Origin of the sequence: Flavobacterium flevense (genome assembly GCF_900142775.1) — a bacterium.
In the GTDB taxonomy this organism is placed as follows: Bacteria; Bacteroidota; Bacteroidia; order Flavobacteriales; family Flavobacteriaceae; genus Flavobacterium; species Flavobacterium flevense.
On sequence record NZ_FRCC01000004.1, the window covers coordinates 156,759 to 172,924 of the forward strand.

Annotated in this window: 7 protein-coding genes; 4 read left to right on the plus strand and 3 right to left on the minus strand. The window is 36.4% G+C overall.

Annotated features, from left to right (window positions below; translation table 11 throughout):
* Positions 1-7: 7 nt before the first annotated feature.
* Positions 8-3,076 carry a SusC/RagA family TonB-linked outer membrane protein gene (locus tag BUB89_RS08710; protein WP_073244377.1) on the minus strand — a complete coding sequence of 1,023 codons (3,069 nt, stop codon included), beginning with the start codon at positions 3,074-3,076 and terminating at the stop codon, positions 8-10.
* 430 nt (positions 3,077-3,506) lie between these two features.
* Between BUB89_RS08710 and BUB89_RS08715 the strand changes: the two genes are divergently transcribed.
* The 3 genes from BUB89_RS08715 to BUB89_RS08725 all read left to right on the plus strand — a co-directional run bounded on the left by BUB89_RS08715 (position 3,507) and on the right by BUB89_RS08725 (position 9,459).
* A complete protein-coding gene (locus tag BUB89_RS08715; protein ID WP_083552624.1) occupies positions 3,507-4,853 on the plus strand; it encodes a rhamnogalacturonan acetylesterase in 1,347 nt (448 codons plus the stop codon).
* 19 nt (positions 4,854-4,872) lie between these two features.
* Complete coding sequence (locus BUB89_RS08720; protein WP_073244381.1) at positions 4,873-7,731, plus strand: glycoside hydrolase family 2 TIM barrel-domain containing protein; 2,859 nt, start codon at positions 4,873-4,875, stop codon at positions 7,729-7,731.
* Between the two features lie 189 nt (positions 7,732-7,920).
* Positions 7,921-9,459, plus strand: a complete 1,539-nt coding sequence (locus BUB89_RS08725; RefSeq protein WP_073244078.1) for a rhamnogalacturonan acetylesterase — start codon at positions 7,921-7,923, stop codon at positions 9,457-9,459.
* A gap of 380 nt (positions 9,460-9,839) precedes the next feature.
* On the opposite strand, the gene BUB89_RS08730 is transcribed toward BUB89_RS08725, so the two are convergent.
* Positions 9,840-12,299, minus strand: coding sequence for a glycosyl hydrolase 115 family protein (locus tag BUB89_RS08730; protein ID WP_073244080.1), 2,460 nt, complete (start codon positions 12,297-12,299; stop codon positions 9,840-9,842).
* 191 nt (positions 12,300-12,490) lie between these two features.
* On the opposite strand from BUB89_RS08730, the gene BUB89_RS08735 reads away from it, so the two are divergent.
* Positions 12,491-13,474: a pectinesterase family protein gene (locus tag BUB89_RS08735; protein WP_073244082.1), complete on the plus strand. Its 984-nt coding sequence runs from the start codon at positions 12,491-12,493 to the stop codon at positions 13,472-13,474.
* Positions 13,475-14,078: 604 nt separating this feature from the next.
* Here the strand turns inward: BUB89_RS08735 and BUB89_RS08740 are convergent.
* Complete coding sequence (locus BUB89_RS08740; protein WP_073244084.1) at positions 14,079-15,926, minus strand: rhamnogalacturonan lyase; 1,848 nt, start codon at positions 15,924-15,926, stop codon at positions 14,079-14,081.
* Between the last annotated feature and the right edge of the window lie 240 nt (positions 15,927-16,166).

Below are 16,166 nucleotides of genomic sequence, written 5' to 3' on the forward strand. Positions count from 1 at the left end.
TAATTTATTAGAATTGAACATTTAATCCTAATGTCATTCCTCGGTTAGAATAAGAAGTTTGTGTATCCAGGTCAATCCATTTAACTTTAGAAAAAATCATTCCCGGATTAGCTGCCTGTACATAAACTCTTAGTCTTGATAATCCTAATTTTTCAACAAATTTTTCTTCAAAGTTATAGCCTAAAGAGATATTTCTTATTTTTAAGAAAGATCCGTTTCTGTAGCCTAGAATTGTATTGTACAAATCTCCGGTACCTGCTGAAAAGAAAGGTCTTTGGTACTCAGCATCAGTATTATCGTCTGTATAATAATCCAGTTGTCTTTGGCTGGTTTTTCCACTTAAATTTTCTCCGCCCACATTGTATAAATATCCAAAACGACCAATAACGAAGAACGATAATTCGATGTTTTTGTAATTAAAAGTATTAGTTAAACCAGCAATGTATTTAGGCTCTGTACTTCCTAAAATTTTACGGTCATTATTCGCATCAATTTTATAATCGCCGTTTTGATCTACCGGTCTGGCATTACCAAATGTGAAAACAGTACTTCCCGCAGCGTCATTAAATTTAGCCATTTCTGCGGCATCTTCAGGTCTCCATATTCCATTAGATTCAAAACCATAGATAACGCCTCTGGTTTGTCCAATAAACAGGCTGTTGTTAATGTCGTCAAATTTACCATTTTGTAATTCAACAATAGTACTCTTTTGATAAGAAGCACTTAAGCTGGAGCTCCACTCAAAGTCAGTGGTTTTAACGTTTACCGTGTTTAAGGTAAGTTCCACCCCATTTCCTTTAGTTTTTCCAATATTTTGTAATGTAGTATTATAACCAGTAATTGTTGGTATACCTCTGTTGAATAATAAATCATCGGTTTTTGAAGTGTAATATTCTAAACTTCCTGAAACTCTGTTGTTGAATAATCCAAAGTCGACACCATAGTTATATTGCGTAGTTCTTTCCCAGCCTAATTCTACGTTTCCTAATTGACTGCTATTTACAACTCCGGAAGAGGTAGAATATAAAATTTGAGCTAATGGCGGTTGAGTTTGGTAAGGGTCTACTGAGGCATTTGCAGTGACTCCGTATCCTGCTCTAAGTTTTAACGCATTCAGCCAAGTGATGTTTTGAAGAAACTTTTCTCTGTCTATTCTCCATGCAAGAGAAGCACTTGGGAAAAAGGACCATTTGTAGCCAGGTGCTAATTGTGATGCTCCATCATAACGTCCTGAAGCAGTTATTAAATATTTGTCGTCAAAGCCATAAGTTAATCTTCCCATGTAAGAAAACAATCCTGATTCTGTAATATTAGAAGAGTAGCCGGCTAAAGTTACATTTGCAGTTGTTAAAGCATTCCATTTGTTGTCTGGGTTTTTAATGTTTTGTGCAGACATTGCACTTTCTTCATTAAAATATTGTGTCTGGCTTTGTAATAAGGTTACACCAAAATCATGTTTGTCTATTGTTTTGTTATATAAAATCAAATGATCCAGAGTATAAGATATCGTTTGATTTTTTGATAATGAAGCAAAACTGGTTCCGGAGCGAGCAGATGATTGACCGTCCAGGAATGCTCCGTTGCGATAAGAAGTGATATCTGGTCCAAAATTTACTCTGTATTTTAAACCATCTAAAGCTTTTGAAAAACCTCCAAAATCCAATTGAGCATTAAGGCTTCCGAAAAATCGCAATGTTAAACGTTGATCCTGAGAGTATTTGTATTCTTCGTATACGTTTCTGATGGTAGAGTCTCCTCCTGGATTTTGTATTCTGTTTCCATCGGCATCAAGAGGTACGGCGTAAGGAAGATTCTGTCTTGCAGTAATGTAAATCCCGTCAGATGATGCTACTGCAGATCTACCTACATTTGATAGACCATATTCGTTTAGACCATAACTAGTGTTAAGGCTAACTCCCATAGAGAACCACTTTGTTGGTGTGATATCAACATTTGCAATACCATTATAACGTCTATAGCTTTGTCCTTTCAAAGTTCCTGTATTGTCTAAAAACCCGAATGATCCATAAGCTTTCATTTTTTCGGTACCACCACTAACGCTCAAAGTATGTTGTTGGGTAACTCCTGTTTGGGTAACATATTTTGTCCAGTCGGTTGTGCTTACTTTCGAACCGTCCCAGCTTCCTCCGGCCCATCCTTTTTCGATATTGGCCCAGGCAGCCGGATCGGTTGTAGCTAAAAAGATGTCTTTGTCATTGTCAATGTTAGGGTTGTTTCCTGCAGGAAAAGCACCAGGATTAGAGTAATGTCTCGCCCATCTGCGCAATTCAATATACTCTCCGGCATTCATCAATGGTGCTCTTTCGTTAATTGTTTCTGTGCTAACTGCTGAGTCATAATTGATAGTAAACTTTCCGTTTTTTCCTTTCTTGGTGGAAACAATGATTACCCCATTGGCTCCACGAGATCCGTAAATAGCGGTTGCAGAAGCATCTTTTAATACGTCAATGGATTCAATGTCAGTAGGGTTAATAAAATCGATACCTCCTGAATTTAATGGGATACCATCTACTACATACAAAGGGGAATTTGATGCTGAAATAGAACGTGATCCACGAATGGTAATATTTCCTACGGTTCCAGGACGTTCGTTTGAACCAATGTCAACACCGGCTGCTTTTCCCTGCATCGCTTGTACGGCATTTTGTACCGGTCGTGATGCAATTTCTTCAGCGCCAACACTAACAATGGATCCTGTTAAGTCTTTTTTCTTTCTGGTTCCATAACCTACTACAACTACTTCCTCAAGGCTATTGCCTTCTTCTTCAAGACTAAAGTTAATACTCTTTTGAGTTCCTACTTTAGCTTCTTTTGTTTTCATTCCAATGAAGGAAACGACTAAAATGTCTTCTGGGTTAGCTTTGATGGCAAATTTACCGTCAAAATCTGTTTGAACACCGGTGGATGTGTTTTTAATCAATACATTGGCTCCCGGTATTGGCATACCTGTATTGTCTTTAATGGTTCCTGTAACAGTATTGGTTTGGGCTATAGCACACATATTGGTTAGAATGATGCTAATTAAAACCACATACTTTAAGAATTGATGTTTCATAAAAAATGATTTTGGTTTGTTAATGGGTTTGTTTGTGTGATAATAATATGATAAAAATTGATTTGTATTTTTTGAAATTACAAAAAAAAATCCATAAATTATTATTAATACAAACATAAAATTAACTTTTATTTAACGTGTCCTGTACTTTCCTGTTTTTTTGTAAAAATGAATGTTTTTATCTAAAAAAAGATTTGAAATAAGATCTGGAAATGGTATTTCGGAGTTTGTTTTTTATATTTAACAGTACTATTTCTATCTAAAAAATGTGTTGGTTCTGGTTTTGTCTTTTTGTTTTAAGATTTACAGCAAAAAATATCAAATCAGTCTTGTTGCATTTGTCTTAATCCGGAATTACCTAGACAGTGCAGGATACTGATTTGTGATGAATACAGTATTTTAGTCAATTATTTTAAAACAAGCTTGATTTATGATTCAAAAAAACAAGATGGTTTTGCTATTGTTTTTAATATGCAGTTACCCTATTTCAAAAGCAGCTACTATTTCTCAGAATCTGGTTTCGGTTTCAAAAGAAATAGCAGAAAAAAAAGTTTTTTACTTTGGTAAAAAAGTAAAAAGATCCAAAGAAGCCTTTATTCTTAATAAGACAATAAATTACGATTCCTCTCTGGGTTATGGGTTTGATTTTAATACTGCTGAAAATGTAAAATTAAATTCAGATTCTTTTTCTATTGATACACCTGTCTATTTTTCGGTACAATTACCGGAGGGAAACTATCAGGTTTCGGTAACTTATGGTAGTGCTGTACAAAATACTAATACGACTATCAAAGCAGAATCAAGAAGATTGATGCTCGATCAGCATCCACTTAAAAAAGGAGAAACTACTACTAAAATTTTTAATGTAAATGTCAGAACTCCTAAAATCAATGAAACAGCTGAAATCAAACTGAAAGACAGGGATTTGGGACAGTTGAATTGGGATGATAAACTAACTTTGGAATTTTTGGGAACTGTTGCAATCAAGAGTATTTCTATTATTCCAATAAAAGAGGTAACCACCGTTTATTTAGCTGGTGATTCAACAGTAACTGATCAGGATTTAGAACCCTGGGCTTCCTGGGGACAGTTTATAACGAACTATTTTGACAAAAATATTGTTATAGCAAATTATGCTGCGTCAGGATTAACATTACGCTCGTTTAAAGCCAGTTTGCGATTAGAGAAAGTCTTATCAGTTATCAAGCCGGGTGATTATTTAATAGTCGAATTTGCTCATAATGATGAAAAAGAAAAAGGGGAAGGAATAGGTCCATGGGAATCTTATTCGGCTTCTATTCGAGAATATGTTCAGGCAGCCAGAGACAAAGGCGCTTTTCCTATTTTGATTACTCCGGTGCAACGTCGTGCTTTTAATGCCGATGGAACTTTAAAACCAACACACGGTGATTATCCGGATGCGATGCGAAAAGTGGCTCAGGAAATGAATGTTCCTTTAGTAGATATTTCAAAACTGACTACTACATTATATGAAAGTTGGGGCGATGAGCCTTCCCGAAAAGCTTTTGTTCAATATCCGGCTAATACTTTTCCGGGACAAAAGGAAAAATTAGAAGATAATACGCATTTTAACTCTTTTGGAGCCAATGAAATTGCACTTTGTGTAATCAAAGGACTTCGGGATTTAAATAGTCCGTTGGCACATTATATTCTAAAAGAAGTACCTCCGTACAATCCAAATCATCCTAATGCTTTCGCAAAATGGACTTTGCCTATGAGTAAGCGTTTTGAAATCGTAAAACCAGATGGAAATTAATTTTTATAACCAAAAAAATATGTTTTTAAAAAAATCATTACAAACTGCTGTTGCATTATTGCTACCATTCTTATGCGTAATAAACGCCAATGCACAGCAAACTAAAAAAGTTTTCCTTTCGGGAACGGATTTTGAACATCCCGTAAAATGGGATTTTATGTGTACTGCCGGAAATAACAGCAAGCAGTGGTCTAAAATTAATGTACCGTCAAACTGGGAATTGGAAGGTTTTGGCGAATATACCTATGGTCGCTGGTACAAAGAATTAAATCAAAAAGAACCTAGTAAAGAAGAAGGTTTTTACAAACACGAATTCCAGATTGCTGCTTCCGATAAAGGAAAAGTTATTTATATCGTTTTTGGCGCAGCCATGACGGATACGGAAGTTAAAATCAACGGAAAATCGGCAGGACCAATCCATCAGGGTGGTTTTTACGAATTCAAATATGATATTTCGTCATTGTTGAACTATGGAGGAAATAATGTTTTAGAAGCACATGTTTCGAAACATTCGGCTAATAACTCCGTTAATGCTGCCGAAAGAAAGGCCGATTGGTGGCTTTTTGGAGGGATTTACCGTCCGGTGTGGCTGGAAATTATGGCAAACGAAAATATCGCTCACGTTGCTGTGGATGCTAAAATGGATGGAACTTTGAATGCCCATTTAGATCTTCAGAATATTTCTGAAAAAAGTACTGTTGCGGCTTCAATTACTGCTGTAGGAAGTGAGAAAGTTATTGGAACACATTCTTTTGATGTGAATGCTAAAGAAGCTAAAAAAGTCATTAGCATGCAGTTTCCAAATATCAAACCCTGGAGTCCGGAAACGCCTAATTTGTATAATCTAAAATTAGAATTAAAACAGAACGGCAAAACCATTCATGAAATTACAGAACGCATTGGTTTCAGAACTTTGGAATTCATCAAAAAAGACGGAATCTACGTGAACGGTAAAAAAATCATCATGAAAGGTATCAACCGACATGAAATTTGGCCGGAATCAGGCAGAAGCACCAGCAAGCGTTTGAGTATTATGGATGTCAATTTGTTGAAAGACATGAATATGAATGCCGTACGTGGTCACTATCCTGCCGATAGTCATTTTCTGCAAGTTTGTGATTCATTGGGAATTTTTGTTTTGGATGAATTAGCAGGTTGGCAAAATTCGTATGATACGGAGACCGGAACCAAATTAGTAACAGAAATGGTAACGCGCGATGTCAATCACGCATCCGTTATTATATGGGACAACGGAAACGAAGGCGGATGGAATTATAAAGTAGATCAGGTTTTCAGAGATTTAGATCCTCAAAAACGTATTGTAATTCATCCTTGGTCCGATTATGATGGTTGGGATGTACACCACTATCCGGCGTATCAAACCGGGATTCATCGTTTTGTAAAAGGAGAAAATGTCTTTTTTCCAACAGAGTTTATGCATGCTACGTATGATAATGGCGGTGGTGCCGGATTACAGGATTTCTGGAATCATTTTAAGGAAAGCCCTTTGTTTGCCGGTGGATTTATCTGGGTTTTTTGTGATGAAGCAGTTAAAAGAAGTGACTGGACAGGAAAAGAACAATTTGATTCGAAAGGATCTCTGGCTGCCGATGGAGTTCTTGGTCCTCACCGTGAAAAAGAAGGGAGTTTTTATGCTATTAAGGAAATCTGGGCACCTATTCAGTTTGCGCCAGTAAGTATTACTTCTAAGTTTGATGGTTCGTTTTTTATTAGTAACGATTATATTTTTAGTGATCTAAACACTTGTACGATGGAGTACAAAGTGGTTAAGGGAGACAAAGAGGCTTTTTACGGTAAAAATACCAGTTCTATTTTAGAGAAAGGAAAAATTGAAATTCCAAGTATTGAACCAGGTGAAACTTCGAAGATAAAAATGCCTGTTGGAGCAAACTTTTTCGAAGGAGACTGGGTAGAAATTACCGCTCATGACCAGCACGGAAGAGAAATCTATACCTGGACCTGGACTATTCACAAAGCCGATTACTTTGCTGAGAAATTTTTATTGAAAAAAGAATCAAAAGCAAAAGTGAGTATCAAAGACGAAGCTGCTTCGGTTACATTGATTAGCAAAGAAGTTCAGGTTACATTCGATAAAAAAACTGGAAAAATCACTACAGTTAAAAATAAAAACGGAATTGTGCCTTTGACCAATGGGCCAACACCAATTGGGATGATAGCCGAAGTGAAAAATATTGAATCTGCTGTAGAAAATAATAATGCTGTAGTTACAGTGAATTATAAAGGAGGAATCAAAAATATCAAATGGACCATGACTGCCGATGGGCGATTGAAAATGGAAATGTTAGCGCTTAAAGATGCAGGAGCTAATAATGGTTTTGATGGTGCATTTTTTCAGGATAAAGTAGATGCTTTTGGTATTACTTTTGATTTTCCTGAAGAAGGAGTAGAGAGTATGAAATGGCTTGGGAAAGGACCTTATCATGTCTGGAAAAACAGAATTCAGGGAACGACTTATGGAATTTGGGAGAAAGAATACAATCAAACCATTCCGGGAGAAAGTTTTGAAAACATGGTATTACCGGAATTTAAAGGCTATCATGCTGATTTTTATGGAGGAGCTTTAAAAGCTAAAGGAAATAATAGTTTTAAAATGTTTTCGGCTTCCGAAAAAGTGTTTTTAAGATTATTTACTCCGGATTTACCTAAAAATGCTTTTGAAGGTGCTTATCCGCAACCCGCTTTCCCGGAAGGAAATATTTCGTTTATGTATGAAATTCCGGCCATGCGTTCCTTTAAACCAATTGAGCATCACGGGCCACACAGTCAGCCGGCAAGTATCCGAATTAAAAGTGGAGACGAAGGAATTCAGATGAATTTATGGTTCGATTTTAGATAAATAATAATTTATTTTGACACGAATTCTCGAATAATTTTTTAAATATTATTGCCAGATTACGCTAATTAATTTCGACAAAGTCGAATTGTATTTGTGACAATTATATAGAAAGAAAATTAATAAATAAAAATTATTCGAGAATTCGTGGGTACAAAAATAGAGAAGAAGTATAACAACAAATACTAAAAAATGAAGAATAATAAATTAATGTTATTTGCCTTTTTAGCACTTTTTTTAGTGCAATTTAAGGCTGATGCACAACAAAAAATAACAGTTTATACGGTAGGAGATTCTACGGTTAAAAATGGTCGTGGCGATGGAACAGGAGGTCTTTGGGGCTGGGGCGATTACATAGGGCAGTTTTTAGACAGTACTAAAGTCACAGTAGAAAATCATGCACTGGGAGGAACAAGTACCAGAACCTATCAGAATTTAGGCTTATGGGATGCGGTGTATAAAAAACTGAAAAAAGGGGATTATGTTTTAATCCAATTTGGTCATAATGATGACGGACCGCTAAATGATACCATAAGGGCCAGAGGTACCATAAAAGGAATTTCTGAAAAAACGGAAGAAATTGATAATTTGATTACTAAAAAACGCGAAACAGTACATAGCTACGGCTGGTACATTCGTAAAATAGTAAAAGAAGCGAAAGAAAAAGGAGCTATTCCGGTGGTGATGTCACCAATTCCAAGAAATACCTGGAAAGACGGAAAATTGCCAAGAAACAATACTTCTTACGGATTATGGGCAAAGCAAATTGCAGATCAGGAAAAAGTAACATTTATTGATTTGAATGATCGAATGGCTAAAAAGTTAGAGCAATTTGGCGAAGCAAAGGTAACTGGAACGTATTTTTATAAAAAAGACCATACCCATCCATCAGCAAAAGGAGCTGTGGTAGCTGCAACTTCTATAATTGAAGGTTTGCAAGTTTCTAAAAATCCTTTAAAAAAGTATATTCTGGAAAACCCGAAAATCAAATTGCCTCGAAAAATTAATATTTTCCTGATTGGTGATTCTACAATGGCAGATAACAAAAATGAAAATGCAGTAGGCTGGGGTGTGATGTTACCTCGCTATTTTGACACTACCAGAGTGAATATCGTCAACAAAGCCAGAGGTGGAAGAAGTTCACGTACTTTTGATTTTGAAGGACTTTGGGAGAAAACCAAAAAAGAAATCCAGCCGGAAGATTTCGTTATTATTCAGTTTGGACATAACGATGCCGGTAAAATTGACAAAGAAAAATTTAGAGGTTCTATCAACGGAATTGGCGATGAAACCCAAGTAGTCAATCGTGCAGACAGTTTGATGGAAACGGTGCATACTTACGGTTGGTATATGAAGAAATACATTCGTGAAGCCAGAGAAAAAGAAGCGACTCCAATTGTGATGAGTTTGACTCCAAGAAACGAATGGCCAAACGGAAAAGTGGAACAAAGAGACGAAACATATATTAAATGGTCGCAACAAGTAGCAGAGCTTGAAAAAGCAGATTATATCAATTTAAGTAAAAAAGTAGCTCAAAAATTTGAAGCTTTAGGACCGGAAAAAGTAAAAGAATTTTATCCTAAAGATCATACCCATACCGGTAGAGCAGGAGCTAATATTGTTGCCGAGACCGCTGCAGAAGAGTTAAGAAACCTAAAAGGAAGCAAGATTAGAGATTTTGTTTTAAGTAAAAAAGAAATTGATAGTTTGCCTTCAGATGCAGTGGAGTAAATAAATTAGTTTTTGTGTTTTAGTTGTCCTTAACGTCCGCAGTCGAGTGTCAAATGTTTGAAGAATGCGTAAAAAGAAAAGTTGTTTGAGTCCCGATGCTTCGGGACGAGTTCTTTTCTTTTAGCATTTGAAAACTAATTTGACCGACGAGGAAGTGTAAGACTTGATTTTTTTGTTTCTTTTTTGATCAAGCAAAAAAGAAAATTGGAAAATCTAATTTTTTACCTTTGACAAAAACGTCATTGATAATATAGAGAACTATAATTTAGAATGACTTCTCGATACAATTTTGAACAATAAAGCTATCGCATTATCATTCAAAATCACTCGAAGTGACGAACTAAAAAAAATTAGAATAAGTTTTAAAATATGAGATACCCTTAATCAAACGGTATCTCATATTTTTTTTGTCCTTTTGGGAAAATGGCTAATTGGTCAATTACAATTCCGGTTTGATTTACCTCGATTTTTATAGTGTGTTTTCCTGTGTTTTCTATTGTTACCGGAAGCCTAAAAATAGCAGCATTCCGCAATACATTCGCTTTCCATGCAGCGTTTCTGTCATAGCTGTTTAGCTTGAATGTTTCAGAAGTTTTTCCATCGAATGAAATAGTCGCCTGATGATCTGAATTGTTAGCATGCGTGGGAATAAAGCGAACTTCAATTTCGTATTCTCCTGTTTTTTTAGTTTCGAAAGTATAAGTTACCGAAGGTTTTTCGGTTTCAAAATAACTTGATTTTAAAGGAAACAGCGTGATAGCAGCATTGCTGTAGCCAAATCCTTCAATCAGTTTCCATTGGTAATTTTTAGCGCCTTGACTTGCTGTAAAATCCTTTGCCTGAATGGCAATTAATTCAGTTGTATTAGTTTTGCTTTCTTCAATTTTTTGGGTGTTATCATATTTTATGGGTTCAAAAACAGGCAATTTTCTCGGTGCCATACTCATCATATTGTTCCATTTTCCATTACTCATTCCGGTATTGTAATACTGAGTCAATTTTTCAATTTGCTCGAAACCTTCTTTCGATAAATTTTCGAATTTTTCCTTTTCTGTTTCGTCTTTACTTTCTAAAGATAATTTCCAATAGAGAAATTTATGATTGATATAAGTGGCTGCTTTTACAGGATATACAACCAACTGGAACCAGGCATCTTTTCGTTCATTAGGAATAGATACAGACAAACCATTTACTTTTTCAACTAATTCATCATAAAGTTGGATTCTTCGTTTGGCTTCATCAACAGTAAATTCAGAAGGATTAATTTGGGTAGTAGGTTCTGTTTGGCTCCAGCCCATGAATTCGGGTTTTCTCAACATGGCTAATCGGTAATATTCGCTCATTATATGGCTTACCTCATTAGCAACGGCATCGTTAAATTCTCTTGCTGCCCAGTTTGTCAAATGCTCATTGATTCCATCCGGTTTTATGGAGTTGATATCCCAAGCTAAATCCATGAAAAATTCCAAATCATATTCGGCAGGTTTGATATCGCCTACATTCACAATCCACATTTTTTGATCTCCATTGGCGTAAGCCTTTGACATTTCTGACCAAATTAAACCGGGTTGTGCCGTGGATAACCACAAATAATCATGCGGTCTTCCCCAATAACTTAGATGGTAATAAATACCGCCGCCGCCAATTCTTTTTTGCTCTTTTTCGTCGCTAATTCGTCTGATATAACCGTAGTTATCATCCGTCCACATCAGTGTCACATCTTCAGGAACCTTAAGTCCTTTGTTGTACAATTCTAAAACTTCTTTATACGGAATCATTACTTGCGGAATAGAAGTAATGGGTTTTTTAAAGGTCGAAGCCAGCATTTCGCGTTGTTTAGTAATGACTTTTTCAACCATTTCTTTAGCTTCTTCAGTACTTTTAGCACCTTCCATCTGGCTGTCATGAACCCCGCGAATTCCAAGTGTGAAAGAGGCTTCTGCTTTGCTATCACGAACTTCATTCAAACGATCTTGCCAATATTTATTGATGTTTTCGCTATTGGTAAAATAATTAAAAGCACCCATGGTTTCTTTTTTCCACTCGTCAACATTGTTTCTCAACATGGGTTCGGCATGCGAAGTTCCCAGCAGAATATGGTATTTTTGAGCCATTTCTTTGTTACCTTCGATTTTAAAAAATGCTTTAGTCGATTCGTGCATCGCTGGCCAAATCGTGTTGGCTTTCAAACGCAACAGTAATTGAAATATTTTTTCATAGGTTTTAGGACCAATATCCCCCGTTTCTTTTTCGAATGTTTTAGCCGCCCAGGGTTGCAATCCCCAGTCTTCATCGTTTAAGAATATCCCACGAAATTGCACCGAAGGATTTTCGGTAACGCCGCCAGCAGGAAGATTCAAAACTAATGTTTCTTTTTTAATAGGGTTTACATCAGCCCACCATTTCCATGGTGAAATCCCTAATTTTTCGGCAGTTTCAAAAATTCCGTAAACCGTTCCGCGAACATCACTTCCTACAATGTACAAATTGTTTTTTGTGTTACTGATGCTGAATTTTTCCCAGGAGCCGGATAAATTTTTATTTGTTTTTTTATAATTTTTTAAAAGATTTTCATCAATTTGTCCAATGTAAATTCCGCTTTTAGAAGTCGTTTTTTGAGTCGAAATAATCTCAGGTTTTTGCCCTGTGATCTCCTGAATGTCGTTTGCCAGTTCATTTACTGCCCAAACCACTAGTTGGTCTGTATTTTGATCGATGTAAATGGATGAAACTTCATTTTTGTTGGCAATAAGAAAGCTGTTTTTGCTTTCCTGACTCCAAAAAAGTTGTGTTGTAAAGACAAATACTATTAGAAGTGAATTTTGGATTTTGTTTTTCATTAAATGATTATTTTGAAGAAGTTTTGACGGTTTTTTAATAGCCGTCTAAAATAAGATAATAACTTCTAAATAAGAAGCTATTTCGTGTTTTTTATAGCTTGTAATCGATTACCGAAAACTGAGTTTTTTTCTTTATTTTTGGAGTTCGCTATGTTCTTTATTGAAAGAATGTATAATTAAATTATTAGACGATGAAGTATATTTTAGTATTGTTTTTTTGTGTTTTTTCGAATGTTAGTTTTGGTGCAGAATTAAAATTAGATTCAGATAAAAAGTTAATAGTTGCTCAGGATGGAAGCGGTGATTTCAAAACCGTTCAGGCTGCAATTGATGCAGCAAATACCGATGAAGGAGCTGTTGAAATTTATATTAAAAAAGGAATTTATAAAGAGAAGTTAGTTATTCTGTCATCTAAACCAGGATTGAAATTAATAGGTGAGGATAAAGAAAATACGATTATTACCAATGATGATTATTCAGGAAAACCAAATCCAAATTCGAATCGAAATTTTGGAACTTCCGATTCCTACACACTTTTAGTTCGCGCCGATGATGTTCAAATAGAAAACTTGACCATTGAAAATTCCTGGTGCGAAAAAGGGCAAGCGGTTTCTTTGTGTGCAAAAGGGAATCGTTTTATAATAAGAAATTCGAATATTTTAGGTTGTCAGGATACTTTGCTGACTGACGGTGATGGGTATTATCAATACTATGAAAATTGCTATATCGATGGGACAACTGATTTTATTTTTGGTCCAGCCAGAGCAGTATTTGTAGATTGTACTATTCGCAGTAAAAAAGATTCCTATATTACAGCAGCATCTACTCCCGAAAATCAGGAATTTGGTTATGTTTTTTTTAATTGCGTATTGATTGCTGATGCCAATGTGACCAAAGTTTTCTTAGGCCGTCCGTGGCGTCCTTATGCTAAAACAGTATTTATAAAATCAAAATTAGGAAGCCATATTTTGCCGGAAGGTTGGAATCCATGGGCAGATGAGCGTTTTCCTGATAAAACGAAAACTACTTTTTATGCGGAATATAAGAACAAAGGAAAAGGAGCAAAAACGAATAAAAGAGTTTCCTGGTCACATCAATTAACAAAAGAAGAAGCTGCAAAATATACTTTGAAGAATATCCTTCCTAAGGATGATTTTTGGAAAACAATTCGATAATTTCTCAGCTGCTCAGCTCCGCAAAGTCTGTGACTTTGAGGATGCGTTAGTCTGTCTCTGACAGACGTATAGAATATTGTTTTGTAAGGCAGGTAAAAATAGAGCCACGAATTCACGAATTAAATTATTAAAATTCGTGAATTCGTGGCTTTCTCAGCTCCGCAAAGTCTGTGACTTTGAGGATGCGTTAATCTGTCTCTGACAGACGTAAAAAGTATCGGTTAAAAACCGATTGTCACTACCTCAAAGTCGGAGACTTTGCGGAGCTGTCATAGATAAAAAGGCACGCAGATTTTGCAGATTTTCGCAGAAAAATTATTTAAAAAAAATCTGCGAAAATCTGTAGAATCTGCGTGAAAAATTATTGTTTGGACGGGTAAGGGTTTTTAAGAACCGCGTTGCAAACGCTTCATTTTGTTCTTAAAAGTAAGTAGGTACTCGTTGCAAACGAGCACCAGATGGAGTCTCCGGCTTTGAGTTATTCTGTCTCTGACAGACGTATAGAATATTTTTTTTAATGCAGTTAAAAACAGAGCCACGAATTCACTAATTATAAAAAATTTAATTCGTGAATTCGTGGCTTTCATTTAAAATAAAATACCTATTAAGGAACCAATTTAATATTCGGTTTTGGAGCTGGTTTCATTCCGGTTCCCATATAAAAACTGGTATGTGGCGGCTGATTGTAACCTACATTTTGCCAGGCTATCGCTAAACGATATTGCGAATCGTGCATTAGCGTATATTGTCTGATTGCGGTTGGAATTGTGGTAGAATAGATCCGCAATTCACTATTGTCTTCACTTCTTAAAATCAACTCTTCTCTCCAATCGCCCAGTATATCAGCCGAAAGGGCAGGAGTTGATTTTGAACCATTATTAGAACGGGCACCTTCGGCAGTGAAAATTCTGCCTTTTCCGTATTTGTCAATATAATTCGAATTTAAAATTTCTCTCGAAGCATCGCCATCCCAGTAAATTAAGAAATTGGTAGAACGAGGTGCTTCCCCAATTTTATTCCCTTTGATGTCATACAAACCTTTAGAACCTGACCACCACATTTGAGCACCCACTCTGCTCGAATCAATGTTATCAGCAACACCTCTTCCTATATCCTGATCTTCCATTGCGGTAAACAATACTTTTCCATCGGCAGCCGAGAACAAAGCTACTCCGGGACCTTTAGTGCCTTCTTCGATTTCGTGTACGCCAAAAACTTCCTGACCGGGAATTTCGGGATCTAAATCGCTTACATGAAGTGCATCCCCATGTCTGAAACCGGTGGTGTACAAGCCTTTTCCATCATTGTCAACAACCATAGCACCAAAGATAATTTCGTCTTTTCCGTCATGATCTACATCGGCTACAGAGAGTCCGTGATTCCCCATTCCCGAATAAGGATTTCCTCCATTTTTACTGTCAAAAACCCATTTTGAAGTTAATTGTTTGTCTTTAAAATCCCAGGCGGCCATCACAATTCGACCATAATATCCTCTGCACATCACCACACTTGGATGTACACCGTCAAGATAGGCAATACAAGCCGTAAAACGATCGACTCTGTTTCCGGTGTTATCGTTTTTTCCGTTTCCGCCTTTTCCACCCCATTTTCCTATGTCGCCTCTTTCAGGAATATAAGGAACAGTGTGGACAATTTTCCCTGTTTTTCCGTCAAAAACAGTCAGGTATTCCAGGCCTTGTAAAATTTTACCATAAGTGGGTGAATTTTTATTCAAATCCCGCCAGTCTTTTGATGCGTCTCCCACCACATTGTTGGCACTATCAGTCGTACCATCGGCAGTTTTACAAACCAATTCGGCTATGCCATCACCGTCTAAATCATAGACCATGAATTGGGTATAATGGGCACCTTCGCGAATGTTTTTGCCTAAATTAATTTCCCATAAAAATTTCCCCTCTAAGGTGTAGGCTTGAAAAACAGGAGTGTCGCTTATTCCTGTAAAAGAATTGTCTTTCCCAGCACCCGCCATGTGAACCACTAAATCATAACGTCCGTCTCCGTCTAAATCTCCCGTAGAACAGTCGTTAGGAGTATAACCGGATATCCCTTTTAACGGAATGGATAAATAGTTTTTATCGGGACTATTGGCCGGAATGCTGAAACTTCCTTTTGTTTGTTTTTCGACTCCGTTTACAACAGTTTTTACAAACCAGCTATTGTTTTCAGTGGGATTGGCTTTTTCATCAATTAGATTGGTTGCGTCAGAAATAGGTTTGTCGTTGACACGAATGGGAGTGTTGGTTCCGCTTTTTCGATACAAGTTAAAAGCTAAATTATCAGCATCGGTTCCTAAAACTCTCCAGCTAACATAAAAGCGTCCGTTTTCTTTTACGGCAATTAGCCCTCTGTCTAAGGATTCCATTTGCCTTTGACTGAATAATAAAGTGCTCGACAGCTGAAAAGCCAGTAATGCTATCAGGTATTTTTTCATTTTGGTGGTTAAATTGGTTAATAGGGTTTTGATTAAATTGTCTTTTGGACTTTAAATAAGGCTTAAGGTTTAAATCATCTAAAAATTTAATGTAGTTTATATCAGGTGTAAACGTCCTTAGCATCCGCAGTCGAGTGTCAAATGTTTGAAGAATACGTAAAAAGAAAATCTGTTTGAGCGCAGCGAGTTATTTTCTTTTAGTATTCGAAAACTGATTTGACCGACGAGGGTGCGTAAGAC